The organism is Bacillus sp. TH17, from assembly GCF_016651125.1.
GTDB lineage: Bacteria > Bacillota > Bacilli > Bacillales > Bacillaceae_G > Bacillus_A > Bacillus_A mycoides.
This window is the reverse complement of record NZ_JAEKEN010000001.1, coordinates 4,765,282-4,791,209: the sequence shown is the minus strand read 5'-3', so window position 1 is coordinate 4,791,209 and position 25,928 is coordinate 4,765,282. Positions and strand designations below refer to the sequence as shown.

The 25,928-nt window shown below is 35.8% G+C and carries 23 protein-coding genes, 1 pseudogene and 1 riboswitch; of the genes and pseudogenes, 20 read left to right on the top strand and 4 right to left on the bottom strand.

What is annotated here, in order from left to right:
* Nucleotide 1 precedes the first annotated feature (1 nt).
* The 8 genes and pseudogenes from JFT95_RS24645 (at nucleotide 2) to JFT95_RS24610 (ending at nucleotide 9,297) form a co-directional block, all read left to right on the top strand.
* A complete protein-coding gene (locus JFT95_RS24645; protein ID WP_201053474.1) occupies nucleotides 2-1,453 on the top strand; it encodes an O-antigen ligase family protein in 1,452 nt (483 codons plus the stop codon).
* Nucleotides 1,454-1,549: 96 nt separating this feature from the next.
* Nucleotides 1,550-2,658: pseudogene (locus JFT95_RS24640) on the top strand (glycosyltransferase family 4 protein).
* A 21-nt stretch (nucleotides 2,659-2,679) separates the two neighbouring features.
* The gene (locus JFT95_RS24635) at nucleotides 2,680-3,420 is read left to right on the top strand and encodes a WecB/TagA/CpsF family glycosyltransferase (RefSeq protein ID WP_002016406.1); all 741 of its coding nucleotides are present in this window, start codon (nucleotides 2,680-2,682) and stop codon (nucleotides 3,418-3,420) included.
* 155 nt (nucleotides 3,421-3,575) lie between these two features.
* Nucleotides 3,576-4,775 (top strand): MFS transporter, encoded by a 1,200-nt coding sequence (locus tag JFT95_RS24630; RefSeq protein ID WP_201053473.1) that lies wholly within the window; start codon nucleotides 3,576-3,578, stop codon nucleotides 4,773-4,775.
* Between the two features lie 208 nt (nucleotides 4,776-4,983).
* Nucleotides 4,984-5,700: a LytR/AlgR family response regulator transcription factor gene (locus JFT95_RS24625; protein ID WP_002089871.1), complete on the top strand. Its 717-nt coding sequence runs from the start codon at nucleotides 4,984-4,986 to the stop codon at nucleotides 5,698-5,700.
* A 122-nt stretch (nucleotides 5,701-5,822) separates the two neighbouring features.
* Nucleotides 5,823-7,898, top strand: a complete 2,076-nt coding sequence (gene cstA, locus JFT95_RS24620) for a carbon starvation protein CstA (protein WP_002089870.1) — start codon at nucleotides 5,823-5,825, stop codon at nucleotides 7,896-7,898.
* Nucleotides 7,891-8,094, top strand: coding sequence for a YbdD/YjiX family protein (locus JFT95_RS24615; protein WP_002130134.1), 204 nt, complete (start codon nucleotides 7,891-7,893; stop codon nucleotides 8,092-8,094). Before cstA ends, JFT95_RS24615 begins: the two co-directional genes overlap by 8 nt.
* Nucleotides 8,095-8,241: 147 nt before the next feature.
* On the top strand, nucleotides 8,242-9,297 hold the full coding sequence (locus JFT95_RS24610; protein ID WP_201053472.1) for a diguanylate cyclase: 1,056 nt from the start codon (nucleotides 8,242-8,244) through the stop codon (nucleotides 9,295-9,297).
* 111 nt (nucleotides 9,298-9,408) lie between these two features.
* On the opposite strand, the gene pdxK is transcribed toward JFT95_RS24610, so the two are convergent.
* A complete protein-coding gene (gene pdxK / locus JFT95_RS24605) occupies nucleotides 9,409-10,233 on the bottom strand; it encodes a pyridoxine/pyridoxal/pyridoxamine kinase (RefSeq protein ID WP_002016397.1) in 825 nt (274 codons plus the stop codon).
* Between the two features lie 134 nt (nucleotides 10,234-10,367).
* Here pdxK and JFT95_RS24600 point away from each other — a divergent pair, with 134 nt between their 5' ends.
* The 3 genes from JFT95_RS24600 to JFT95_RS24590 all read left to right on the top strand — a co-directional run bounded on the left by JFT95_RS24600 (nucleotide 10,368) and on the right by JFT95_RS24590 (nucleotide 13,424).
* Nucleotides 10,368-11,939: a GAF domain-containing sensor histidine kinase gene (locus JFT95_RS24600; RefSeq protein WP_201053471.1), complete on the top strand. Its 1,572-nt coding sequence runs from the start codon at nucleotides 10,368-10,370 to the stop codon at nucleotides 11,937-11,939.
* A gap of 20 nt (nucleotides 11,940-11,959) precedes the next feature.
* The gene (locus JFT95_RS24595) at nucleotides 11,960-12,607 is read left to right on the top strand and encodes a response regulator (protein ID WP_201053470.1); all 648 of its coding nucleotides are present in this window, start codon (nucleotides 11,960-11,962) and stop codon (nucleotides 12,605-12,607) included.
* 190 nt (nucleotides 12,608-12,797) lie between these two features.
* On the top strand, nucleotides 12,798-13,424 hold the full coding sequence (locus JFT95_RS24590) for an FMN-dependent NADH-azoreductase (RefSeq protein ID WP_002167303.1): 627 nt from the start codon (nucleotides 12,798-12,800) through the stop codon (nucleotides 13,422-13,424).
* Between the two features lie 59 nt (nucleotides 13,425-13,483).
* Here JFT95_RS24590 and JFT95_RS24585 read toward each other — a convergent pair whose 3' ends face one another.
* Nucleotides 13,484-14,155, bottom strand: a complete 672-nt coding sequence (locus JFT95_RS24585) for a transcriptional regulator YeiL (RefSeq protein WP_061673833.1) — start codon at nucleotides 14,153-14,155, stop codon at nucleotides 13,484-13,486.
* Between the two features lie 107 nt (nucleotides 14,156-14,262).
* On the opposite strand from JFT95_RS24585, the gene JFT95_RS24580 reads away from it, so the two are divergent.
* On the top strand, nucleotides 14,263-14,958 hold the full coding sequence (locus tag JFT95_RS24580; RefSeq protein WP_044438384.1) for a YjjG family noncanonical pyrimidine nucleotidase: 696 nt from the start codon (nucleotides 14,263-14,265) through the stop codon (nucleotides 14,956-14,958).
* 196 nt (nucleotides 14,959-15,154) lie between these two features.
* Here the strand turns inward: JFT95_RS24580 and JFT95_RS24575 are convergent, their stop codons facing one another.
* Nucleotides 15,155-16,384: a chloride channel protein gene (locus JFT95_RS24575; RefSeq protein WP_061673832.1), complete on the bottom strand. Its 1,230-nt coding sequence runs from the start codon at nucleotides 16,382-16,384 to the stop codon at nucleotides 15,155-15,157.
* 319 nt (nucleotides 16,385-16,703) lie between these two features.
* A riboswitch (SAM riboswitch) is annotated at nucleotides 16,704-16,808 on the top strand.
* A 234-nt stretch (nucleotides 16,809-17,042) separates the two neighbouring features.
* Between JFT95_RS24575 and JFT95_RS24570 the strand changes: the two genes are divergently transcribed.
* From JFT95_RS24570 to JFT95_RS24560, 3 genes are all read left to right on the top strand, one after another.
* Complete coding sequence (locus tag JFT95_RS24570) at nucleotides 17,043-18,341, top strand: bifunctional O-acetylhomoserine aminocarboxypropyltransferase/cysteine synthase (protein ID WP_002068601.1); 1,299 nt, start codon at nucleotides 17,043-17,045, stop codon at nucleotides 18,339-18,341.
* The gene (metA, locus tag JFT95_RS24565; protein ID WP_002191327.1) at nucleotides 18,325-19,230 is read left to right on the top strand and encodes a homoserine O-acetyltransferase MetA; all 906 of its coding nucleotides are present in this window, start codon (nucleotides 18,325-18,327) and stop codon (nucleotides 19,228-19,230) included. The genes JFT95_RS24570 and metA overlap by 17 nt, the downstream gene beginning before the upstream one ends.
* A gap of 138 nt (nucleotides 19,231-19,368) precedes the next feature.
* Nucleotides 19,369-20,664 (top strand): homoserine dehydrogenase, encoded by a 1,296-nt coding sequence (locus tag JFT95_RS24560; RefSeq protein ID WP_201053467.1) that lies wholly within the window; start codon nucleotides 19,369-19,371, stop codon nucleotides 20,662-20,664.
* 29 nt (nucleotides 20,665-20,693) lie between these two features.
* On the opposite strand, the gene JFT95_RS24555 is transcribed toward JFT95_RS24560, so the two are convergent.
* Nucleotides 20,694-21,320 (bottom strand): YczE/YyaS/YitT family protein, encoded by a 627-nt coding sequence (locus tag JFT95_RS24555; protein ID WP_002089845.1) that lies wholly within the window; start codon nucleotides 21,318-21,320, stop codon nucleotides 20,694-20,696.
* A 98-nt stretch (nucleotides 21,321-21,418) separates the two neighbouring features.
* Between JFT95_RS24555 and JFT95_RS24550 the strand changes: the two genes are divergently transcribed.
* Genes JFT95_RS24550 through JFT95_RS24530 form a run of 5 tightly spaced genes read left to right on the top strand, consistent with a single transcriptional unit; the run spans nucleotide 21,419 to nucleotide 25,884 of the window.
* Entirely contained in the window at nucleotides 21,419-22,396 is a 978-nt protein-coding gene (locus JFT95_RS24550) for a LacI family DNA-binding transcriptional regulator (RefSeq protein WP_002089844.1), read from the top strand.
* A gap of 10 nt (nucleotides 22,397-22,406) precedes the next feature.
* Nucleotides 22,407-23,288, top strand: a complete 882-nt coding sequence (locus JFT95_RS24545; RefSeq protein WP_002034946.1) for an SGNH/GDSL hydrolase family protein — start codon at nucleotides 22,407-22,409, stop codon at nucleotides 23,286-23,288.
* The gene (locus JFT95_RS24540; RefSeq protein WP_002089840.1) at nucleotides 23,285-24,202 is read left to right on the top strand and encodes an ABC transporter ATP-binding protein; all 918 of its coding nucleotides are present in this window, start codon (nucleotides 23,285-23,287) and stop codon (nucleotides 24,200-24,202) included. Before JFT95_RS24545 ends, JFT95_RS24540 begins: the two co-directional genes overlap by 4 nt.
* Nucleotides 24,195-25,187, top strand: a complete 993-nt coding sequence (locus tag JFT95_RS24535) for an ABC transporter permease (protein WP_002089839.1) — start codon at nucleotides 24,195-24,197, stop codon at nucleotides 25,185-25,187. Before JFT95_RS24540 ends, JFT95_RS24535 begins: the two co-directional genes overlap by 8 nt.
* Before the next feature lie 19 nt (nucleotides 25,188-25,206).
* On the top strand, nucleotides 25,207-25,884 hold the full coding sequence (locus tag JFT95_RS24530) for a uracil-DNA glycosylase (protein WP_061690324.1): 678 nt from the start codon (nucleotides 25,207-25,209) through the stop codon (nucleotides 25,882-25,884).
* Nucleotides 25,885-25,928 lie beyond the last annotated feature (44 nt).

The window sequence follows — 25,928 nt, the reverse complement described above, 5'->3', positions numbered from 1 at the left end:
AATGTTAGCAAATCAAGCTAGGGTTAGATTTGAGCATTTTTTGCTCTTTTTTATTATTTTACAGCCTGTTTTAGATTTATTAACGTCTCTTAGCATTGAGTTATTAAAAGTAAATGCGACAGTTGGAATTATGGTGAGATTCCTCATTATGGCAATGGGCGGTATCTATATTTTAATTCAGGCAAAAGAAAGAGAAAATAGGAAGTTTTTGATTTATCTTGTATTACTAGGAGCTGCATTAGGAATAGGGTTTATTAATAACAAGTTAATCAAGAGTCCTATTGTACTCGCAGAAGAAGTTAAATTCATTGGAAAAGCATTGTATATATATATTATGCTTGGTTCATACATTTTAGCTTTAAAATCACTAAAGAAAACAGTAAATATTAGCGATAAAGTTAGAAATAACATTATGTATTCAACATTAATTATTAGTGCTGTTATGGTTATTTCTATTACGACAGGTACAGATTTCGGTAGTTATGAATGGATGAAAGTTGGTTCCCGAGGATGGTTCTATGCAGGTAATGAACTTGGGTCAATCTTAGCTATTATTTTCCCTATCGTGGTACTATATTCTATTCAAAAAACAAAGAGCGTGAAAAACGTTTTATATTGGATTCCATCGCTTTTAATGATTTACTCGTTAATTCAAGTTGGTACGAAAGTAGGGATGGGCTCAATTGGTGCTACGTTAGCAGCAGCAATCGGGATTATCGTACTACAATTATTATTTGATAGAAGAAATCCAAACAAAAGGTCTCTTGTACTTAATGGATTAATCGCTATTGTCCTATTAGCTGGTGTTGTCGGAACGTTTAAAATGACGCCATTAGCACAAAATATGGGTATTCATAACAACTATTTATCAGAACAAAATGTAGCGCAGCAAGGTCAAAAAGAAAAAGAAATTAAAGAGAAAATTAAAAAAGAAGAAAAACAACATAAAGTTGAGAAACCAGAAGAAAAGGCGAAGGTAGAAGCGGAAGTTAAGAAAGAGCTTGAGAAAGAGCAAAAGAAAGAAAATCAAGAAAATCTTATTTTCAGCGGACGTCAAGTATATGAAGAGAGACATAAGCAATTCTTTAAAGAAGCGCCAACGTCACAAAAATTATTAGGAATGGGTTATGCAGGTAACTTTAAGTATAATGAACAAAAGCAACCAGATCCGAAGTTAATTGAAATGGACTTCCATGATTGGTTTTATGATTTCGGAATTATTGGCTTTGCATTACTAATGATTCCATTTATTTATTACGGCTTAAGAATTCTGCTAGCATTTATTACAAGATTTAAAGAGATATTTAATATAAAATATGGAATGATTACAGCAAGCTTAGTATTAGCATTAGGTATTGCATATATTGCAGGACATATTTTGACAGCACCAGGAGTCGGGATTTACTTTGTAGTGTTGTTAGCTTATCTAATCGTAGATCTAGAAATTGAATGATAAAAATAAAAGCTAACTTTTGTTAGCTTTTATTTTTTAGTACAGTAAAATAAAGATAGATGGAAATGTAGCGAGGATTTAAAGGAGGAAAAAAATATGAGGATATTGCATATGAATGCAGGAGCAGAAGATGGTGGAGGAAAAACACATATTATTTCACTGCTCGATCAGTTTCCGGATGGTGAAGTAGAATTAGCAGTATTTGAAGATGGAATTGTTGCGAAAGAAGCAAGAGAGCTAGGAATAAAAGTTCATGTGTTTTCACAAAAATCTCGCTATGATTTATCCATTTTAAAGAACATAAGTGAATTCATTAATAAAGAAAAATTTGATGTAGTTCATACACACGGTCCTAGGGCGAATTTCTTTGTTTCTCTAATGAAGAAGAAATTCGCAGCAAAATGGGTTACGACAATTCATAGTGATCCATTTCAAGACTTTACTAAACAAGGCTTAAAAGGCTGGATTTTTACTAAATTAAATTTGAAAGCTTTAAAAAATATAGATTTATTTTTTGTTGTAACGAATAGGTTGAAAAAAGCTTAGCCGCATTAGGTATTTCAAATGAAAAGATGCATGTTATCTATAACGGGATTGAATATGATCAGGAAAAAGCAGATGGCTATAATAAAACGGAAATGTTTAATATTGATGAAGATGTGTTTACGGCAATCCAAGTAGCGCGTTTGCATCCTGTTAAAGGACATGAAGTTTTATTCGATGCGTTACAACAAACAAAATTGGAGAAAATTAAAGTGTTATTAGTTGGTGACGGGCCGTTAGAAAGAGAACTAAAGGCGTTAGCTACTGAAAAAGGGATTAATGATAAAATTGAATTTTTAGGGCATCGTCAAGATGTGAAACAATTATTTGCTTCATCACATGTCAATTTGTTAACTTCCCATAGCGAAGGATTTCCATTAGTTTTATTAGAAGCGGCAAATCAACGTGTACCATCAATTGTGACTAGAGCTGGAGAAATCGAACCGTTAATTGCAGATGAAACTTATGGGTGGATTGTACCAACTGGTGATGGAAAAGCATTGGCATCGGCATTAGAAGAGGCGTATGATAAGTGGAAAACTGGAGAGTTATCAGTAATGGGCAAGCATATTTATGAGCATGCTACTATGAACTTCTCACTTCAAAAATTATATGAAGATACGAAAGAAACATATAAGCAATTAATAGCAAAAAACCTTTAATGATAGAGAGGATAGTTAATTATGGCAGTACAAACGGTTGATATTCTAGGTGTTCCTTTCTCTACAATGACAATGGATGAAACGGTCCAATATTTAAAGGAACAACTAGAATTGGAGCAAACTCATACTTTTCAGGTAGTAACAGCAAATCCTGAAATTGTTATGTGTGCAAAAAAGGATGAAGAGTTCCATAAAACATTACTAAATACCGATTTAATTACACCTGATGGTATTGGGGTTGTAAAAGCAAGTGGTATGCTTGGTACACCTGTAAAAGAACGTGTAGCAGGTTTTGATTTAATGTGTAATTTATTTGCGAAGTTATCAGAAGAGAATAAACCAGTATCTGTTTTCTTATTAGGTGCAAAACCACATGTTGTACAAGCCGCGGCTGATCATTTAACGAAGACATATTCGGCTGCATCTATCGTGGGGATACAAGATGGATATTTTAAACAAGAAGAAGAAGAGAATATTGTTTCACGTATTCAAGAGGCAAAACCAGATCTATTACTTGTTGCACTTGGCTTTCCAAGACAAGAAAACTTTATCCAAAACAATAAGCATCGTTTAGAAACGAAAATGGCTGTTGGAGTAGGCGGTAGTTTAGATGTGTGGGCTGGAGAGGTAAAGCGTGCGCCAAAATGGATTCAATCTATTCATTTAGAGTGGTTTTACAGATTATGTAGTAATCCAACACGTTGGCGTCGTCAGTTAGTATTAGCTGAATTTTTAAAAGAAGTAATGCGTTCAAAAAAGTAGCGGAACATCGCTACTTTTTTTTATTTGTTTATTTTTGATAAACATTTTACTTTTTGGGAATGATGAAGGGGAATTTTTTATAAGAAAGTATTTTACTTATGCAATACACACATGTAAAATGATGTGTAAAGACAGCTGTGTAAGGAGGACTTCTTGTGAGCAAGGTAAAAGAAATTTCGAAGCGAAAGCTACTTGGTATAGCAGGGCTTGGCTGGCTATTTGATGCAATGGATGTTGGAATGCTTTCATTTGTAATCGTAGCACTCCAAAAAGATTGGGGATTAAGTACTCAAGAAATGGGTTGGATAGGTAGCGTTAATTCAATTGGTATGGCAGTAGGAGCGCTCCTTTTTGGGATACTATCAGATAAAATAGGACGGAAATCAGTCTTTATTATTACATTATTACTATTTTCTATCGGTAGTGGTTTAACTGCTTTAACGACGACATTCGCGATGTTCCTCGTTTTACGCTTTTTAATTGGTATGGGACTTGGCGGGGAACTTCCAGTTGCATCTACTCTTGTATCAGAAAGTGTTGAAGCGCACGAACGTGGAAAAATAGTTGTACTATTAGAAAGCTTTTGGGCTGGTGGTTGGTTAATCGCAGCTCTTATCTCATATTTTGTTATTCCTAAATACGGTTGGGAAGTTGCTATGGTATTAAGTGCAGTTCCAGCGTTATATGCTTTATATTTAAGATGGAATTTACCCGATTCTCTAAGGTTCCAAAAGGTTGCAAAAAGGCCATCTGTTATTGAAAATATAAAATCGGTTTGGTCTGTAGAATATCGTAAAGCAACAATTATGTTATGGATTCTATGGTTTTGTGTGGTCTTTTCCTATTATGGAATGTTCCTTTGGTTACCTAGTGTAATGGTACTGAAAGGCTTTAGTTTAATAAAAAGTTTTCAGTACGTACTCATTATGACTTTAGCTCAACTTCCAGGATATTTCACAGCTGCATGGTTTATTGAACGTCTTGGTCGTAAATTTGTATTGGTTACGTATTTAATTGGTACAGCATGTAGTGCTTATGTGTTCGGAATTGCGGATTCATTAACAGCATTAATAGTGGCGGGTATGTTACTATCCTTCTTTAATTTAGGTGCTTGGGGTGCATTATACGCTTATACACCGGAACAGTATCCAACAACTATTCGCGGTACAGGTGCAGGAATGGCAGCTGCATTTGGGCGTATTGGTGGTATTCTTGGACCACTATTAGTAGGGTATTTAGTTGCTTCACAAGCTTCACTATCGCTAATATTTACGATTTTCTGTGGATCAATTTTAATAGGGGCACTTGCTGTAGTTATACTTGGTCAAGAAACGAAACAGAGGGAATTAGTATAAAGAGAAACCTTAATCAGTGGTGTTTTGTCCATCAACCACTGATTATTAGCCCGCACCAATCGGGATAAAAGAACAGGGGAACCAAAGTGGTTTCCTTTTTTCTGTTTTTTTAGATAAATAATGGTATAGTAAGAAAAAGGGAATGTTTCTTACTAAAGCGAATGTATACAACAAGACATATGGACAAAGGAATTAGGTGGCTGGATAAATGAAAATCTTACTTATCATGGAAGAAACAGAAGAGCGAAGAAAATTAGTTGAGAACTTTACTGAAAACATTCGAAATGTAGAATGTTTTGAAGCGAAAACTGGAACAGAATCTTTGCTAATAATGAAAAAACATACACCTGATTTTGTTTTTTTAAATTCGCAATTAATGGATGGTACTGGTTTTGAATATTCGAGTTTGTTACGAGAAGTGAATTGTTATACGAAATTTATTTTTATTGGTGAGGATATAGAAGAGGCAATTACAGCTTTTCGTTTCCAAGCGTTTTATTATTTATTACGACCATTTCGTGAAGAAGATTTACAATTCATTTTATATAAAATGGGAAAAGAACAAGGTGAGAAAGCAAAGAGTCATCTGCGTAAACTACCGATAGAAGGCCATGAGGGGATTAGATATATTCTCCCGGAGGATATTGTATATATTAGTAAAAATAAGGAAAACAAAACCGTTTCAATTTATACAACGAATAATCAGTATATTTCAACATACACACTTCAGGAATTAGAAAATAAACTAAATGCATATGATTTTTTACGTGTACATAAAAGCTATTTAATTAATATGTCATATGTACAAGAACTTAAACCTTATTATAATGGCACGTATAATTTGCATTTAGACAGGTACGATGAGCAACCGATTCCAGTAAGCCGTAATTATGTAAAACGGCTTCGAAATAAAATTGAGCTGTGACAAGTAATGAGAGAATTTTAACATAATAGCCTAGAAATCCTTCATGATAAGGAGGATTTAAATTAAATATTCAGAAAATTTAGTACAATCTCCTCTAAGAAGTAGTAATGGGGGGATTGTACGTGAAAACATTGAAATCAATTTTACTCTGGGGAGTTATTGCAGCGGTAGGAGCATCTGCTTTTGGTGTAATAGCTTTATCACAAGGTGAGACAATTAATGCTGTATGGCTATTAGTTGCTGCTGTATCAGTGTATGCGATTGCTTATCGCTTTTATAGTAGATTTATAGCAAGGAAAGTTTTTGGCCTAGATAATAATAGGCAAACGCCTGCTCATACGTTAAATGATGGGAAGGATTATGTTCCAACAAATAAATGGGTTTTATTCGGACATCACTTCGCTGCGATTGCAGGGGCAGGTCCTTTAGTAGGACCAATTTTGGCGGCGCAGATGGGGTATTTACCTGGGACTATTTGGATTATTGTTGGGGTAGTTATTGCCGGAGCTGTACAAGATTTTGTAATTTTATTTGCTTCAATGAGACGTAATGGTAAATCATTAGGAGAAATGATTAAAGATGAAATTGGTCCTGTTACAGGATTAATTGCGATGATTGGTATTTTAGGTATTATGATAATTTTATTAGCAGTATTAGCTTTAGTAGTTGTGAAGGCACTTGTTGGAAGCCCATGGGGAATGTTTACAATCGCAGCAACAATTCCAATTGCTATTTTAATGGGAGTTTACATGCGTTACATTAGACCAGGGCGAGTAGGGGAAGGATCAGTAATCGGTATTGTTCTACTAGTCCTATCGCTTATTGGTGGACAGTATGTAGCAGAAAATCCAACACTTGCAAGTATGTTTACTTTTAGTGGTGAAACAATTGCTATTATGCTTATCGTATATGGATTCATTGCATCGGCATTACCAGTTTGGATGCTCCTTGCACCACGTGATTATTTAAGTACATTTTTAAAAATAGGAACGATACTTGGATTAGCAATTGGTATTTTAATTGTAGCTCCAGATTTGAAGATGCCGGCAGTATCTAAGTTTATTGATGGAACAGGCCCTGTCTTCTCCGGGAATTTATTTCCGTTCTTATTTATTACAATAGCTTGCGGTGCTGTCTCTGGATTCCACGCTCTCGTTTCATCAGGTACGACGCCGAAAATGATTGAGCAAGAAGGTCATGCACAGCCAATTGGTTATGGGGCAATGTTAATGGAATCATTTGTAGCAGCGATGGCTATGATTGCAGCTTGTGTATTAACACCAGGAACTTATTTTGCAATTAATAGTCCAGCAGCACTGATCGGAACAGATGTATCACAAGCGGCTCAAGTTATTTCTTCGTGGGGATTTGCTATTACACCGAATGAATTAAAAGAACTTGCTGTTAACGTCGGGGAACAGACCATTTTATCACGTACAGGTGGCGCACCAACATTAGCAATTGGTATGGCACATATATTTTCACAAGTAATAGGTGGAACGGCGATGATGGCATTTTGGTACCATTTTGCCATTCTTTTTGAAGCACTATTTATTTTAACAACGATTGATGCTGGAACACGTGTAGGACGATTTATGATTCAAGATATTTTAGGGCATGTGTACAAGCCGTTTGCGAAAACAGATTCCACAATAGCGAATGTGGTCGCTACAACGTTATGCGTATTAGGCTGGGGGTACTTCTTATATCAAGGGGTGGTTGACCCTCTCGGTGGAATTAATACGCTATGGCCACTTTTCGGTATTGCAAATCAAATGTTAGCGGGGATTGCATTATTACTTGGAACGACAATTTTATTCAAAATGGGGAAAAAGGCATACGTTTGGGTAACGCTTATTCCGACTATAGGATTACTTATTGTAACGATGACAGCTGGTTATCAAAAGTTATTTCATGAAAATCCTAAAATAGGATTTCTATCACATGCGAAAGTATTTCAGGGAGCATTAGATGATGGTAAGGTATTAGCTCCAGCTAAAAATGTTGCGCAAATGAAACAAATTATTTTTAATGACTATATTGATGCGGCACTTTGTGGAATTTTTATGATAGTTGTAATTGCTGTATTAATTTCTGCACTTCGAATTTGGATTCAAGTATTAAGAAATAAGCCAATGCCGTTAAAAGAGGCACCATATATTCCAAAAGATGAAAGTGAGTCGAGGAACTATGCTTAAAAATTTACGGAACGTATGGGGAAAGAGAAAGCAATTTATTAGTTTACTTGTCGGAGTTCCAAGTTATGAAACGTATGTAAATCACATGAAAATAAATCATCCAGAAGAGAAAATTCTATGTCAAAAGCAATTTTTTGCTGAGGCACAAGAAGCTAGATTTAATGCAAAAGGCGGAAAGATATCGCGATGTTGTTAATGGAGGAGACGAAATTTCGTCTCCTTTTTTGTTTTACTGTTCCACGTGGAACAGTAAAACAAAAAAGATTGGGGATTATAGGGATTACGTAATACAATAGCATATAGAAAGGGATAGATGGAAAAGAAAAAGTAGGGAGATTATTTTATGTTCAGAGATCTATTTGTAAATATGACAATTATTCTGTCCTTTATCTTTGTTGGTGCTCAGCTTTTAAGAGATAAGCCATTAAAAGAAGGATTCTCTTTTTGGCAGAAATGTTTGGTCGGTATTTTAACTGGAATATTGAGTATATTGTTGATGCATTTTGGTGTGCATATTGAAGATATTATGTTGGATTTACGTTATTTAGCTGTTGTTTTGGCAATTATAATTGGTGGCCCGATAGCTAGTAGTATAACTGTTATGATTATTTTAATAACGCGGGTATTTTTTACTGAGTATTCTTTAGCCTCTGAATTAGCTTGCTATACTATCGTGGCAATAGGGATTGGCATTACTCTCATTTGGCGGATGAAGATTTCTATATTTACAAAATGGATATGGTTTAATGTGTACAGTTTGTCTATTTTAATACTACCACTTTATATTTTATTTAAGGATATATATGTAGTGGTATTATATTTAATTTGTTGTATTGTAGCGGCATACATCACATTTGTAAGTGCAAGTTACATATTGCAATCCAATGAATTATTTCAAACGATGAAGCATTATGCAACGATAGATGCATTAACGAATCTAGGAAATGTAAGACAGTTTGATTTTGAGATGAATCGTCATATTGATAGTAAGCATATGAAAAATGATTCACTTTGTTTATTACTTATCGATATTGATCACTTTAAGTATGTAAATGATACGTACGGTCATCCTGCTGGAGATGAAGTGTTAAAACAACTAGGGTGTATTTTGTTAGAGAATGCGCCATTCCCAAATTTAGTCTTTCGAAAAGGTGGCGAAGAGTTTACTCTGTTGTTACCAAAAAAGAGAGTAGCATTTGGCACTCGTATAGGGGAACAAATTCGACTAGCAGTTGAAAAGCATTCATTTCAACTGCAAAATGGGGAAAAAATTAAAATTACAGTTTCTGTTGGGCTTTCAGAATATAAAAAATCACCTGAGCAATTTATTCAATCAGCGGATGATGCGTTATATTATTCAAAAAGAAATGGTAGAAACAAGGTTAGTTCAGCATCATAGGAATTCGGGGAGTACTTTAAAAGATTTCTGTAAAGTAATTAAAACCCACAGAACAATAAATGTTCTGTGGGTTTTAATCTATTTTTAAATTTATGAATAAAAAGCGTTATGTTAGACAAGTTCTTTCGGTGCAACGAATTTGCGGTATGCACCGTGATGTGTTGGTCCTACATATTCGTTAATCTTAAATGAATGACGAATTGCAGCTGTGATGAATTCTTTCGCAGTTTTTACTGCTTCTTTCACCGTTTTTCCTTTTGCAAGTTCTGCTGTAATTGCAGCAGAATATGTACAACCTGCACCGTGTGTATTTGTCGTATCAATCTTTTCTGATTCTAGAAGATCGAATGTTTCTCCGTCATATAATACATCAATAGCAGTTTCTGTGCCTAGTTTGCTACCACCTTTAATCAGTACGTATTTAGCACCTAAAGCATGGATTTTTTTTGCAGCTTCTTTCATGTCCTCAAGGGAATTAATTTTCACACCACTTAATTGATATGCTTCAAATAAGTTTGGCGTTACGACTAATGCCTTTGGAACAAGAACGTCACGTAAGCAGTCATTTGTTTCAGGATGTAACGCTTCATCCGCTCCTTTACATACCATAACAGGATCAACTACTACATTTTCGAAATTGTGCTTTTCAATTGTTTCCGCAACCATTTCGATAATTTCTACTGATCCAAGCATACCCGTTTTTAAAGCATCTACGCCAACGCCTTCAATTGTCGTTTCTAATTGTGGTTTTAATGTAGAAGCTGGGATTGGGAATACGTTATGTGCCCAACCGTTATGTGGATCCATCGTTACGATTGTCGTAAGAGATGTCATTCCGTATACACCAAGTTCTTGGAATGTTTTTAAATCTGCTTGTATACCAGCACCGCCACTTGTGTCAGAACCAGCGATAGTAAGTGCCTTATTCAATGTCATTATGAAAGCCCCCTCAAGTGATATAATGAAAACTATGTTTTCACCATTATATCAATGTTACGAATAAGTACAAAGTGAAAAGTAGATGATTTATGTTAAGTACTATTTAAAATCTTGTATGTAGGAGACGAATTATGTTTCAAGAGAATCGTACAAATGAATTAGTTATATTAAAAGAGATTGCAGAAACGTTGAATACCTCAAATGATACATATCACGTACTTCAAGCTGTGCTGGAAAAGCTGTTGAATGTAACTGGTTTAACGACAGGATGGATTTTCCTTGCGGATGAAAATGGTAGATATACAAAATTAATTGATTACCAATTACCAGAGGGATTGAAATTCGAAAATAAACGACCGATGTGTGAGGGGAATTGCTGGTGCTTACACCGCTTTGTGGAAGGAAAACTAGAGCGAGCAGTTAATATTATTGAATGTAAGAGAATTAATAATGCGATTGAATACAACTGGGGAGATACAGAAGGGATTGTACATCATGCGACAGTACCGCTAAAAGCGGGAGAAGATGAATTTGGCGTGTTAAATGTAGCTAGCCCAGGTAAAACGCATTTTTCGGAAGAAGAATTAGTACTATTACAATCAGTTGCCTTTCAAATTGGAACGGCATTAAAGCGTACAAAACTGTATGAAAATGAAAAGAGAAGAGCTCATTATTATGTAAAGTTAGAACGCTTTATTCAAGCTTTAAGGACAATTCATAAATTTAATGCATTACCAGAAGAGATTGTAATGCAAATAGGGAGCTTATTTCTATGGGAGCAAGTTGTATTCTTTATTAGAGAAGAAAATGAACTAGCTGTGAGGGCTTCTTATAAGAAAGGTGAACTACAAGATGATTTGAGGGCAGCAGCACAGGAAGCGTTGGAAAAAGAAGAGTCTGTCTTGTCAAAGCGTCAGGTTGGGAATATAGAGCATCCCAATAGGGCAGTTATCGCTATTCCGATACATATTCAAGATCATATATTTGGAGTATTAAGTGTAAGTTCTAATAATGGAGAATTTGATATAAATACGATAGATGTAGTACAAGCGTTAGCAAATCATATTTCATTAATGATAGAGAACTTAAGATTAAATGAAAAACGCCGCGAACTTGTACGAATGGAAGAGCGTAATCGTTTAGCTAGAGATTTACATGATTCTGTTTCACAAAAGTTGTTTTCATTAACGTTTATGACGAAAGGCGCTGAAGCTGTCTTAAAGGGTCAAAATGAAAAGGTAGATCAGTCTTTGTATGAGATGCGTGAATTAGCACAAGGTGCCTTAAAAGAAATGAGGACATTAATTTGGCAGCTCCGTCCGGCTGGATTAGAGAAAGGGTTATTACCAGCTTTAAAGCAATATGGTGAAAGTTTAGGATTGAAAATTCGGGAACAAGTTACAGGTGTACGTGATTTGCCGCGTGTAGTAGAAGAAGCGCTATGGCGAATTGGACAAGAGGCTTTAAATAACGTAAGTAAGCATGCGAATGTAAGAGAAGCGACGATTTATTTCAAAGTGACGGAGAAAAATGTATCATTAGAAATAGTCGATCAAGGAAATGGGTTTGTAGAAAAGGATATAAAAGAGAAGAAATCACTCGGTATGACTACGATGCGTGAAAGATTAGAATTAGTTGGTGGAACAATTAAAATTGTAAGTAGTAAGAAACGAACGAGTATAAAAGTAAATGTACCATTATGATGTGAAAATGAGGGAAGTTTGTGAAAATAAAAGTATTGTTAGTTGATGATCATACAGTTGTTTTAAAAGGATTAGCATTTTTTCTAAGCACACAGGAAGATTTTGAATTAGTTGGTGAAGCAAATAATGGGAAAGAGGCGCTAGTGAAAGTAGGCGAAACAAGTCCAGATGTCGTATTAATGGATTTATATATGCCTGAGATGGATGGAATTGAGGCAACAGCTTGTATTAAAAAAGAATATCCAAACGTGAAAGTAATTGTATTGACTAGTTTTTCCGATCAAGCTCATGTATTGCCGGCACTAAAAGCTGGGGCGAGCGGTTATATTTTAAAAGATATCGAACCAGATCAGCTTGTTGAAGCTATTCGAAGCGCGTATAAAGGTAATATTCAATTACATCCAGATATAGCAAATACCCTTCTTTCTCAAACATTACCACAGGAAGAGAAAGAAGAAGAACCTTCCGTTCAAGTGGATGTATTAACAGCGAGAGAAAATGAAGTATTGCAGTTATTGGCGAAAGGGATGAGTAATAAAGAAATTGCTTCTGTTTTAGTTATTACAGAAAAAACGGTAAAAGCTCATATGAGTAGTATTTTGAGTAAGTTACATTTATCCGATCGCACACAAGCAGCATTATATGCAGTGAAAAACGGAATCGTATAAGACAAAAGTCGTAAGACCTAGTTCGCCTTTAGAAGGTGGACTTTTTTTATGGAAAAATACGTCTATGTGAGGACGTAATTGTTTTGATATAAAGATAAAATGTATTTGTAAGCAACAATAATTATAAGGGAGTACCCTTTTTCGTAAGTGATATATAACAACATAAGAGTGAGTAGTAGGAGGAAAAACAATGGCAACAGTTTTATTTGTAAAAGCAAACAACCGCCCAGCGGAACAAGCAGTTAGTGTGAAATTATACGAGGCATTTTTAGCAAACTATAAAGAGGCGCATCCAAATGATACAGTGGTAGAACTTGATTTATATAAAGAAGAATTACCATATGTAGGCGTAGATATGATTAATGGTACATTCAAAGCAGGTAGAGGATTTGATTTAACAGAAGAAGAAGCAAAAGTGGTAGCAGTTGCTGATAAGTATTTAAATCAATTCTTAGAAGCTGATAAAGTAGTTTTCGGTTTCCCATTATGGAACTTAACGATTCCAGCCGTATTACACACGTATATTGATTATTTAAACCGTGCTGGTAAAACGTTTAAATATACACCAGAAGGTCCAGTTGGGCTTATTGGAGATAAGAAGATTGCATTATTAAATGCACGCGGCGGCGTATATTCTGAAGGACCAGCAGCTGAAATGGAAATGGCTGTAAAATATGTAGCGAGCATGATGGGCTTCTTCGGTGCAACAAACATGGAAACAGTAGTTATTGAAGGACATAACCAATTCCCAGATAAAGCAGAAGAGATCATTGCAGCAGGTCTTGAAGAAGCGGCTAAAGTAGCAAGTAAATTTTAATTAAAAATATAATCGTCACTCGAAAAAACAGCATTAACTTTTATGTTAATGCTGTTTTTTTATATTTTTAGCTCGTCAGCAAGTTTTTCTAATTGATTTCGATCTTGTATATAATATGTTCGGCCTTCTTTTTTTAAATAGTTTTGCTGGCAAAACTGGTTTAATACATATAAAAGATGGCGGTAACTGACGTTTAAGTATTCTGAGGCCTCAGTATGTTTTTCGGTATAGCAACTATTTTGTTCCGTTAATAGAATGAACGCAGCTAATCGGTTTTCAAATGGATAACTATAGTTTTTGGCGTAATTTTCTGTTCGGATAATTGTTTTTTCTCCAATAAATTTGCATAGTTTCTGTAGAAAGGTAGCATCTTGCAATAAAAGATGCTGACAATCTTTAAGAGGAAGCGCTAAGCAAATACAATCTTCAATCACCTCAACCGCTTTCGTAACAGATTCTACGCCAATTAATCCTAATTCTCCAATGAATGAAGGTGCTTGAATAAAATTAATTAAAGAGACTTTCCCATTTTTATGGCTCATATATATTTTTGCTTTCCCGGAAATTAAGTAATAGAGATAAGGGAGGTCGACTCCCTCCTTACATATCATCTCTTTCTTTTGAAAAGAATGTAGTTCTACATATGGTAAGACATGAAAGGAAAAAAGAGTATGGAATTGATGAATTTGCATGTGTTGATAAATTTCTTTCTCATTTTTACTGATTTTCATATTTTCACCCCTGTTTGTAGTATGAGATATCTCCTATTATTTTTACAAGGAAGAATGATACGATTTATGTAAATTTGTTTTTGTAGAAAAGAGAGTGTGAGGGGTTTATGAAAAAATATAAAACATTGCTATTTGATGTAGATGATACATTGTTAGATTTTCAGAAGGCGGAGAAAGTGGCGTTACGTATGCTCTTTGAAGAGAAAGGGATTCCTTTAACTAGCGAGGTTGAAGCGCAGTATAAAAAAATTAATAAAAGTCTTTGGGATGCTTTTGAAGAAGGTGAAATAAACCGTGATGAAGTCGTAAATACACGATTTTCGATTTTGTTTAAAGAGTACGGGGAAGAAGTAGATGGGATATTATTCGAAAATAATTATCGTAGCTACTTAGAAGAAGGAAACCAACTCATGCAAGGTGCATTTGAATTTATAAATCAAATTCAAAATGAGTATGATTTATATATAGTGACAAACGGTATTTCTAAGACGCAAGATAAACGTTTACGTAATGCAGGATTACATTCATTGTTTAAAGATATTTTTGTTTCTGAAGATACGGGATTCCAAAAGCCGATGGAAGAGTATTTTGATTATGTTTTTGAAAGGATTCCTAATTTCGCTTTTGAAGAAGGGCTCATTATTGGGGATTCGTTAAGTGCCGATATTAAAGGTGGATATGTAGCGGGAATTGATACTTGTTGGTTTAATTCAGAAAAGAAACCAAATAATAGCGAGATTGTGCCAACATATGAAGTGCATAGTTTTGAAGCGTTATACGCGCTATTAAAGCAGCATGTGTAATAAAGTGAAACTTTAATCAGTGTGGATTTTGGCCATCCCCCACTGATTATTAGCCTTCACCAATCGGGCAGTTACGGGCAGTTATCTCCCACCCAACTCCCTCGCACTTGCCGGATTTTGAGGTGGGAGTCTTACTGCTCGCAAATAGCGGGATAAAAACAGGCAGTGGAACTTTTGTCCCTACTGCCTGTATGTATTAGTTTGTAGCTTCATTGTTTTTAGGAAGCGGAAATGCATTCCCAATCGCTGCTGCCCCGAGCATCGGTAATAATAAATTGAGCGGGAAAAACATGAGTAATAGTAATGTTATAGCTATTGGTTTTCTTAATGCATAGCTTGAAATAGCTGTCGTGACGATGGCTACAGAAGCTATTGGATCTATAGGGATAATAGAAGCTATAGCATATCCGATACTTGATCCAGCAAATATAATTGGGAAAATATGTCCGCCGCGCCAACCCGTATTTAAACAAACGGCAGTAATACATAATTTTAAAATTCCTGAAAGAAGTAGTACCCAGAAGGATAAATGGCTCCATTCAACGACTAAATCTTTTAATTGATGTTCCCCTGAGAATAACGTGTAAGGAAGAAAAGTTCCTGTAATTCCTAATAAAATACCGCCTATAATTCCAAGTGATACCTTGTATTCTTTGAAGGGGTGGATTAATTTCTCTAATGTGAATTCTAATTTGAAATAAAAGAAACCAACTATAGCACCAATGCTAGCAAGTGGTAGAAAGGCGATCCATTCATTAAGAGCAAGAGACCCTTCCCCAAAATCAACAATAAAGGATCCACGATTATCGAGTTTACTAAGCAATAAGTAAACGGAAAAACCGGCAAAAGTGGTAGCTAAATATACAATTGCTTTTTTTCCTTTCGAAAATTCATTAATTTGTTCACCCTCATTTTCATTCGGAGCTAAGTAACCGAATAATGGTGCATTAAAAATTACACTTAAAGTAGCACCAATTCCAACCTCTGTTAGTTCATTCATTCCCTTTAAAGCAAAATTAAAGCGATCTCCTACCCATGTACAAAGTCCACCGATAATTCCAACAAGTGCTGCTTCTGGGCCTAAACTAGCTCCAAATATTAAAACGATAATCGCAGTTAAAGTAGCTTTATGTACAAAACTGTATTCGATTCTACCTGTTTTTTTATATTCAGCCATCACTTCGGGCATAAGACGTGGATATGTACCGAAGTATTTTTGTGTTAAACCAACGAGGATACCACCGATGATTGTTACACAAATGGTGTAATAAGGCGGAGAAGAGAAAATAGTAGGTAAGTATCCCCAAATAAAGTGAATTCCGATATTTATTGTAACTAAAAATAACCAGACTGTAGCTCCTACTATAGAGCCTAAAAGAATGCCATATAGGACGAGTATATAGTGCATGTCTTTTTTATTTGTCATGTTGTACCTCCGTTATGTAAATTTTCATGTAGAAAGGATTAAATATGCTAGTGTGAAATGAATTGAATATATATAGTATCTTTTTGAGGGTTTGGCTTATTCAATATATTGAAATCTCATGAAAATTTGAAACCAACGCGGTTAAACCACTTATTTAATTTTATATATTGATCGGAGTTTTTAAAAGGTCTTTTTCAAATGAATATGGAATATATTTCTTTTGTTGTTTATATTAAATTCCTCGCATTTAATTTAGAACATTCAGAAAAACCATTTGACATCAGGAAATTATTGCTATAAAATCAACGGTAATTGCATAGTCTTATCAAGAAAAGGTGGAGGGACAGGCCCGATGAAACCTTGGCAACAGCCGTATAACGGAATTGTGCCAAATCCTGCAGGTAATAATCCTGAGAGATAAGAAAGAGCCTTAGAGCGTGTTTTCAAACTGCTCCTTTCTTGTTTTCAGGGAAGGGGCAGTTTTTTATTTTGGATAAAGTGAAACTTTAATCAGTGGGGGTTTTGTCCCTCCCCCGCTAATTATTAGCCTTCATCAATCGGGCAGTTATCTCCCGCCTAACTTCCTCGCATTTGCCGAATTTGGAGGTGGGAGTCTTACTGCCCGCAAATAGCGGGATAAAAGAAAGGAGAATGAGAGATGGGAGAATCATGGGGGAAAGGAACGATTTGTGTGCAAGGTGGCTATACGCCAAAAAATGGTGAGCCGCGTGTTTTGCCACTTTATCAAAGTACAACGTATAAATACGATACGTCAGATGATTTAGCAGCACTATTTAATTTGGAGGCAGAGGGATATATATATACGCGTATTGGAAATCCTACTCTAGCCGCATTTGAGCAGAAGTTATCAGATTTAGAAGGCGGTGTAGGTGCTGTTGCAACAGCTTCTGGGCAGGCAGCCATTATGCTTGCGGTTTTAAATATTTGCAGTAGTGGAGACCATTTACTTTGTTCTTCAACTGTTTACGGAGGAACGTTTAATTTATTTGGAGTGAGTTTGCGAAAGCTGGGCATAGATGTTACGTTCTTTAATCCTAATTTAACGGCAGATGAAATTGCGGCACTTGCTAATGATAAGACAAAACTCGTTTATGCAGAGTCGTTAGGAAATCCAGCAATGAACGTTTTGAATTTCAAAGAACTTTCAGCGGCAGCAAAAGAATTAGAAGTACCTTTTATCGTTGATAATACATTGGCGACGCCTTATTTATGCCAGGCGTTTGAACATGGGGCAAATATCATTGTCCATTCTACAACGAAATATATTGATGGCCATGCAAGTTCTCTAGGTGGGATTGTAATAGATGGAGGGAACTTCGATTGGACAAATGGAAAATACCCTGAGCTTGTCGAACCTGACCCGAGTTATCATGGCGTAAGCTATGTTCAAAATTTTGGAGCAGCAGCGTATATTGTGAAAGCACGCGTTCAGTTATTAAGAGACTACGGAAACTGTATGAGCCCATTCAATGCATATATTAGCAACATTGGCCTTGAAACATTGCATTTACGAATGGAGCGTCATAGTGAAAATGCTCTCGAAGTTGCTAAGTGGCTTGCCAATCATGATCGCATTGAATGGGTGAATTATCCAGGATTAGATAGTAATGAAAATTATTCGTTAGCACAAAAGTATTTGAAAAAAGGTGCTAGTGGAGTTTTAACATTTGGTATTAAGGGCGGATTAGAAGCAGCGAAAGAATTTATCGCAAATGTAAAGCTTGCAACTCTTGTAACGCATGTAGCTGATGCAAGAACTTGTGTAATACATCCTGCTAGTACGACGCACAGACAATTAAGCGCAGAAAATCAGCGTTTAGCTGGCGTTACATCTGATTTAATCCGTTTATCGGTCGGTATAGAGGATGTTTCTGATATTATTGCAGATTTAGAAGCGGCACTAGTCGGAGGCAAACAACATGCCGATCATAATTGATAAAGATTTACCAGCTCGCAAAGTATTGCAGAAGGAAAATATTTTTGTAATGACGAAGGAGCGAGCAGTAACACAAGATATACGTGCTTTGAAAATTGCTATATTAAATTTAATGCCTACAAAACAAGAAACAGAGGCGCAATTACTTCGTTTAATTGGAAATACACCGTTGCAATTAGATGTTCATTTACTTCATATGGAATCGCATCTGTCTCGCAATGTAGCGCAGGACCATTTAACGAGCTTCTATAAAACATTCCGTGATATTGAGAATGAAAAATTTGATGGACTCATTATTACAGGAGCACCAGTTGAAACTCTTTCTTTTGAAGAAGTAGATTATTGGGAAGAGCTTGGACGTATTATGGAGTATTCAAAAACGAATGTAACATCTACGCTTCATATTTGCTGGGGGGCACAAGCTGGTTTGTATTACCACTATGGTGTGCCGAAGTATCCTCTTGCGGAAAAAATGTTTGGTGTATTTGAACATGAGGTTCGCGAGCAACATGTGAAATTGTTACAAGGGTTTGATGAAGTGTTTTTTGCTCCGCATTCTCGTCATACAGAAGTACGAGAGAGCGATATTGAAAAAGTGAAAGAATTAACGTTATTAGCCAATTCTGAAGAAGCAGGCGTTCATCTTGCTATTGGGCAAGAGGGAAGGCAAGTTTTCGCACTCGGACATAGTGAATACAGTTGTGATACGTTAAAGCAAGAATACGAACGGGACTGCCAAAAAGGATTAAATATTGATGTGCCAAAAAATTATTTTAAACATAATAATCCAAATGAGAAGCCAATTGTTAGGTGGAGGAGTCATGGGAATTTATTATTCTCTAATTGGCTGAATTATTACGTGTATCAAGAAACCCCTTATATATTGTAAATGATTGTATAACACGTGGTAGCGTTTTATTTGTAAAGATTAACCTTTATTTTTCTCAATATTCAAAATACATTGTTTTTCAGATTTTTTGTCTATATAATGGCATCTAAACACAATTTTTGAGGGGTGGACAGTATTATGAAAGAAATTCAAGTGGGGTTATTAGGTCTTGGGACAGTTGGTAGTGGTGTAGTTCGTATTATTACAGATCATCAAGAACGACTTATACACCAAGTAGGTTGTCCAGTGAAAGTAACGAAAGTATTGGTGCAAAACATTGAGAAAGAGAGAGAAGTAGACGTGCCTTCTACTCTATTAACACAAGATGTGAATGAAATTTTAGATAATCCTAATATTGATGTTGTCATTGAAGTAATGGGCGGCATTGATGATGCAAAAGCATATATTTTACAAGCTTTAAAAAGCGGGAAGCACGTTGTGACTGCAAATAAAGATTTAATGGCGTTACACGGAGCGGAACTCTTAGCGGTAGCAAAAGATAATCAGGCTGATTTATTTTACGAAGCGAGTGTAGCTGGAGGGATTCCAATTTTACGAAGCATCGTAGAAGGACTTTCTTCAGATCTTATTACGAAAGTAATGGGAATTGTAAATGGAACGACAAATTTTATTTTGACAAAAATGTCAGACGAAGGGAGAGCATATAACGACGTGTTAAAAGAAGCTCAGCAGCTTGGATTTGCAGAAGCAGATCCAACATCAGACGTAGAAGGTTTGGATGCAGCAAGAAAAATGACGATTTTGGCTACTCTCGGTTTCTCTACAAATGTAGAGCTTGGAGATGTGAAGGTAAAAGGGATTACTTCTATTACAGCAGAAGATATTGAATATAGTAAGAGCTTAGGCTATACGATTAAATTAATTGGTCTTGCAAAGCGAGATGGCGAGAAATTAGAGGTTACAGTTGAGCCAACGCTACTTCCAAATGCACACCCTCTTGCGGCAGTGCAAAATGAATATAATGCTGTGTATGTGTATGGTGAAGCGGTAGGAGAAACGATGTTTTATGGTCCGGGAGCAGGAAGCTTACCGACAGCGACAGCTGTTGTTTCTGATCTAGTTGCTGTAATGCAAAATATTAGGTTAGGTGTAACAGGAAATAGTGCTGTAGTTCCGCAATATCAAAAGGTAATAAAAGAGCCAGATGAAATTATTGTGAAAAAGTTTTTAAGACTTCATGTGAAAGACGAAATTGGTGTGTTTGCAAAAATTACATCATTGTTCTCTGAGCGCGGTGTTAGTTTTGAAAAGATTATTCAAATGCCACTTGAAGAGAAAGGGAAAGCAGAAATAGTAATCGTAACGCATCGTGCTTCTCTTGCGGATTATGAGTACATTCTACATACATTGCAATCGTATGAAGAAATAGATTGTGTGAAAGCAAATTATCGAATTGAAGGAGATGCTAAGTAGTATCTCTTCTAATAAAACGAAAAAACCTATTAAGCGGCTTGCTTAATAGGTTTTTTTCTATTTAAAATCTGCGTACCAACTTGAATAAAAGCTTGAATAATCCAACCTGTTGTAAAGGATAAGATAATTGTTCCAAAATAGATTGGCCCATCTAATAAGAAGCTTAATGTTAAAAATAAAAAAGCTAATGAAATTTCTGTTCTTCTAAATGTCCATTTCTTTTTCTCAGCAACAGTTAAAACGAAAGCCTCTTGAGGTGCTGCACAAAGGTTAGTAGAGACGTAAAGACCAATTCCGGCTCCGACGAATAGGTTTCCGCAAATAAGTGTTATATATTTTGGAAGAGAGCGGATAATGTCCATAATGGTCGTAATAGAACCAACCCAATCAACAAAAAGAGAAATAAGAATCATCGTTACAATTGTGCCGATTGTAATTTGTTTTTTGTCCCAAAAGAGTACGATCAGGGTAAAAACAAAGTTAATCATGAAAATCCAAAAACCAATACTTATCCCAAAATTTTGATATAGTGCAATAAAGAAGGAATCATAAGGGCTAAGTCCAAAGGAAGTAATTGTCGTCATCATATTAATACCGATGGCGAGAATGAGTAAACCGCCAATGAAAAATATATATTCTAGTTTGAATCGAAGCATAGTTGTATATCCTTTCAAAATGTATTTGCTAAGAAAGGATATACTGTGGAAAGCTTACCAGGTCAAGCGAGAATTTTTGAGGGGAAGGGGAGAATGAGATGACTAATATAAGAAAGATTGCTGAACTTGCTGGGGTATCTGTTTCAACTGTTTCACGTGTACTCAATAATCATCCGTATGTGAATGAACAGAAACGAAAAGAGATTTTAGCGATTATTGAAGAATTAAATTACACGCAAAATGTGAATGCGATTCATTTAGTGAAAGGAAAAACGAATGTAATTGGCGTTTTATTGCCGCACGTAAATGATCAATATTACAGTGCCATTATTGGGGGGATATCAAAGGAAACCGCAAAGAACAATTATAATATGATGCTTTGCCAGACAAATTATAGCGAAGAAAAAGAGCTTGAAATTTTACATATGTTAAAAATGAAAAAGCTTGATGGAGTAATTATATGTTCACGGACAAATAGTAAGGAAAAACTTGAAGAGTATACGAAGTTTGGTCCAATTGTGATGTGTGAAGAAATAGATTCGAATTTCATTTCGAGTGTACATATTGATTACTACAAAGTATTTTTGCGCGGGATGAAAAGCTTAATAGATGCTGGTCATACACGTATCGGATATTGCATTGGAAGAAGTAATAGTATTAATAGCCAGAGGCGAAAAAAGGCGTATGAGGATTCACTTCAACAGATTGTTGTAACACCGTTAGATGCCTGGAAGTTTAAGGGCTGTTTTACGGTGGAAGATGGGCGCAATGTAGTCAGGGAATGGGCTCGTATGTCTGTAAAACCGACGGCTTTTCTTGTATCTTGCAATCATATTGCTGCAGGAATGGTAACGGAGGCGAAAAAACAAGGAATTCGTATCCCAGAGGATATTACGATTATCGGATGTGATGATCAAGAGGTGGCAAATATATTAGGTATTACGACGATTTCGCATTCTAGTAAAAATGTTGGTGTAAAGGCATTTGAATTATTATATGAAAAGATTAATGATGAGGAAATAGATGTGAAACATGTAGAGTTATTACCAGATTTGGTAGATAGGGAAACGACATAATAGAGAAGGTGTGAAAATCGCTTTTCGAAAATTCGTTTGGTATAATTATGGACAATCTATAGGGGCTAAAAGGGGTTTTGATATGAGATCAAAATTAGTAAAAGTAATTCTACTCATTACAATTGCGTCTTTCTGTTTATTTGCATACGGTTTTGTTTCGGGTGTAAATGATGTATTAAATCCGAAAGCTTCAAAATTAATTACGAAGACTGACGTAGTGGCAAAAGAGAAAAAGAAAACGGGAACGTTACAAGTAGTTAGTTTAGGTGATTCGTTAACGCGCGGCGTTGGTGATAAAGAAGGAATTGGCTATATTGGACGAATGAAAGAGAATTTACAAAAAGATTATAAACAAAAAGTTGCACTAAGCAATTTGGCAGTTAGTGGTGCGAAAATGCCTGATTTATTAAAACAAATCGAAAGTAGCGGAGCTCAATATTCAATTAAGCAAGCAGATGTAATTGTTTTAACAATTGGAGGAAATGATTTATTCCCAGGATGGGAATCGCTCGGAAAGATAGATTTAGAGACGTATCGTCCTGATACGGAAACGTTTCAAAATGAAGCGAAGAAAATTATAGAAGAAATTCGTAAATTAAACACAGATAGTCCTATTTTTTGGCTAGGTTTATACAATCCTTTTGAGGATGTAGAAGATTTAAGAGGTTCATCAAATATTGTTGTGGATTGGAATGCTTCTTTAGAGAAGTTGGCATTAAATGATAAAAATGTATATATTACACCGACATTTGATTTATTCCAAAATCGTGGAAAAGATTTATTATACTCCGATCATTTTCATCCGAATGAAGTAGGCTACACATATATGGCAGAGCGATTAGTCCAAAACGTCGTAAGTAAATTAAAACTAGAGCAAGGAGGGATAAAATGACGACGATACTTTCTGTACGAGACTTGAAGAAGGTAATTGGAAAGAAGACGCTTGTAGAGGACATTTCATTTGATGTAAAACAAGGAGAAGTGTTTGGCTTTTTAGGACCGAACGGAGCCGGGAAAACGACAACAATTCGAATGTTAGTCGGACTGATTAAAGCGACAGAAGGTACTATTTCTATCGGTGGTTATTCTATTAAGGAAAATTTCAGAGAAGCGATGCGTCAAATTGGAAGTATAGTTGAAAACCCAGAGCTTTATACATATTTAACGGGATGGGAAAACTTAAAGCAATTTGCGCGCATGCTTGGTGATATATCAGATGAACGTATTATTGAAATTGCAAAAATGGTTCATTTAGATGAGCGTATTCACGATAAGGTAAAAACATATTCCCTTGGTATGAAGCAGCGCCTTGGAATTGCACAGGCGCTACTTGGAAACCCGAAATTGCTCATATTAGATGAACCGACGAATGGTTTAGATCCAGCTGGGATTAGAGAACTTAGGGAATTTATACATAAGCTTGTAAAAGAAGAAAATATGAGTGTATTTATTTCGAGTCACTTGCTAAGTGAAGTGCAACTGATATGCGACCGTGTTGCTATTATTCATAAAGGAAAAATGATAACAGTTGCACCTATTGAAGAGTTGATCAAAACAGCGAGTGATCGTGTGGAATGGGTCGTTACACCGATTTCCAAAGCGAAAGACATGTTAGACGCTGCTGAAGAGATAGAGGAAGTTAGTGTAGAAGATGAGCGTTTATTATGTCGTATGGATGTTGCGTCTATTAATGTTTGGAATAAGCATTTTGTAGAAAACGGGATAGATGTACATAGCGTCAAAGAGCTTGTATTTACGCTAGAAGATTTATTTATTGAACTCACAAGGGGTGAGCAACATGCGTGAATTTGCGAATCTAGTTTTAAATGAATCAGAAAAGATTTATCGTAAGAAACGAATTGTTGTTGTCATGCTTATTTTAGCAATCTTGATTCCACTTTTTGTGTATGCTCAGTATCGTGAAATAGAAACGACGCAAAAAAGGCTTGGTACGACCGATTGGAAAGTATCATTACAGCAACAAATTGTTGATTCACAAAACCGCTTGAACAATTCTAGATTGCCAGAAGAATGGCGGGATTGGTTAAAAGTAAGAGTGGAACAACAACAATATTATTTAGATCATAATATTAATCCGACTGCGCCAGGAGCACCGACATTTGTGAGGGCGTTTATTGAACAAGGAATAACGTTATTTATTCCATTGCTCGTTATGATTGTCGCCATTGATATTGTTTCAGGAGAACGAAGCGATGGTACGATGAAAATGCTTCTGACGAGGCCAATTCGGCGCTGGAAAATACTCCTTAGTAAATATGTGACGATGCTATTTTTCATTTCGCTCATATTGCTTCTTGTCGGTTTGTTTGCTTACGCATTATCAGGGCTTGTATTTGGATACTCTGGATGGAATTTACCTGTGTTAACAGGATTCGTCATTGATAAGGAAACGTTAAATACGAACTTTGTCCACCTTATTCCGCAGTGGCAATACATTTTAATGGCGTACGGACTAGCTTGGTTTGTTGCTATCGTTGTTGGAACTATATCATTTATGGTCTCTGTTTTAATTCGTAATACACCAGCTGGTATGGGCGTTATGTTAGCTGCGTTAATTGCAGGCGGCATTTTAAGTTCATTCGCAACGTCTTGGGAAGGTGCGAAATACATTTTTAGTGTCAACTTATCGCTAACGGATTATTTATCAGGAAAACTTCCTGCATTACAAGGGTTATCAATGGGATTTTCTTTAATAAATTTAACGGTTTGGGCAGTAGTATCTCTTATCATTTCGTTTGTAGTATTTACAAGGCAGGATATGGTGAATTAATTGGATAGGAAGTGAAGGCATGGAAAACATTTTGCAGAATGATTGGGGACCATTACTGGGGCCAGAATTTGAGAAAGAATACTATCAAAATTTAGCTAACTTTTTAAAAGAAGAGTATGAGGAGCATGTGATTTATCCAAAGGTAGAAGATATTTTTAACGCTCTAGAGTATACAAGTTATGAAAATACAAAGGTCGTTATTTTAGGACAAGACCCATATCATGGACCGAATCAAGCGCATGGTTTAAGCTTTTCGGTACAACCTGGTATTAAAACGCCGCCATCATTGCTAAATATGTACAAAGAACTTCGAGATGAATACGGTTATGAAATTCCGAATAATGGTTATTTAGTAAAATGGGCGGAGCAAGGGGTTTTACTATTAAATACTGTGTTAACGGTTCGTCAAGGTGAGGCGAATTCTCATAAAGGAAAAGGATGGGAGCATTTCACAGATCGCGTAATTGAGCTATTAAATGAACGTGAAAAGCCAGTTATTTTCATATTATGGGGACGCCATGCTCAGGCGAAGAAAAAGTTAATTACGAATACGAATCATTATATTATCGAGTCCGTACATCCAAGTCCATTATCAGCAAGACGAGGTTTCTTTGGAAGTAAGCCGTACTCTAAAGTAAATGAGATTTTATCTAACATGGATGAAAAAGAAATCGATTGGCAAATTCCGAATATATAAACGCAAAAAAGGTAGCTAACAATTGTTAACTACCTTTTTTGCGT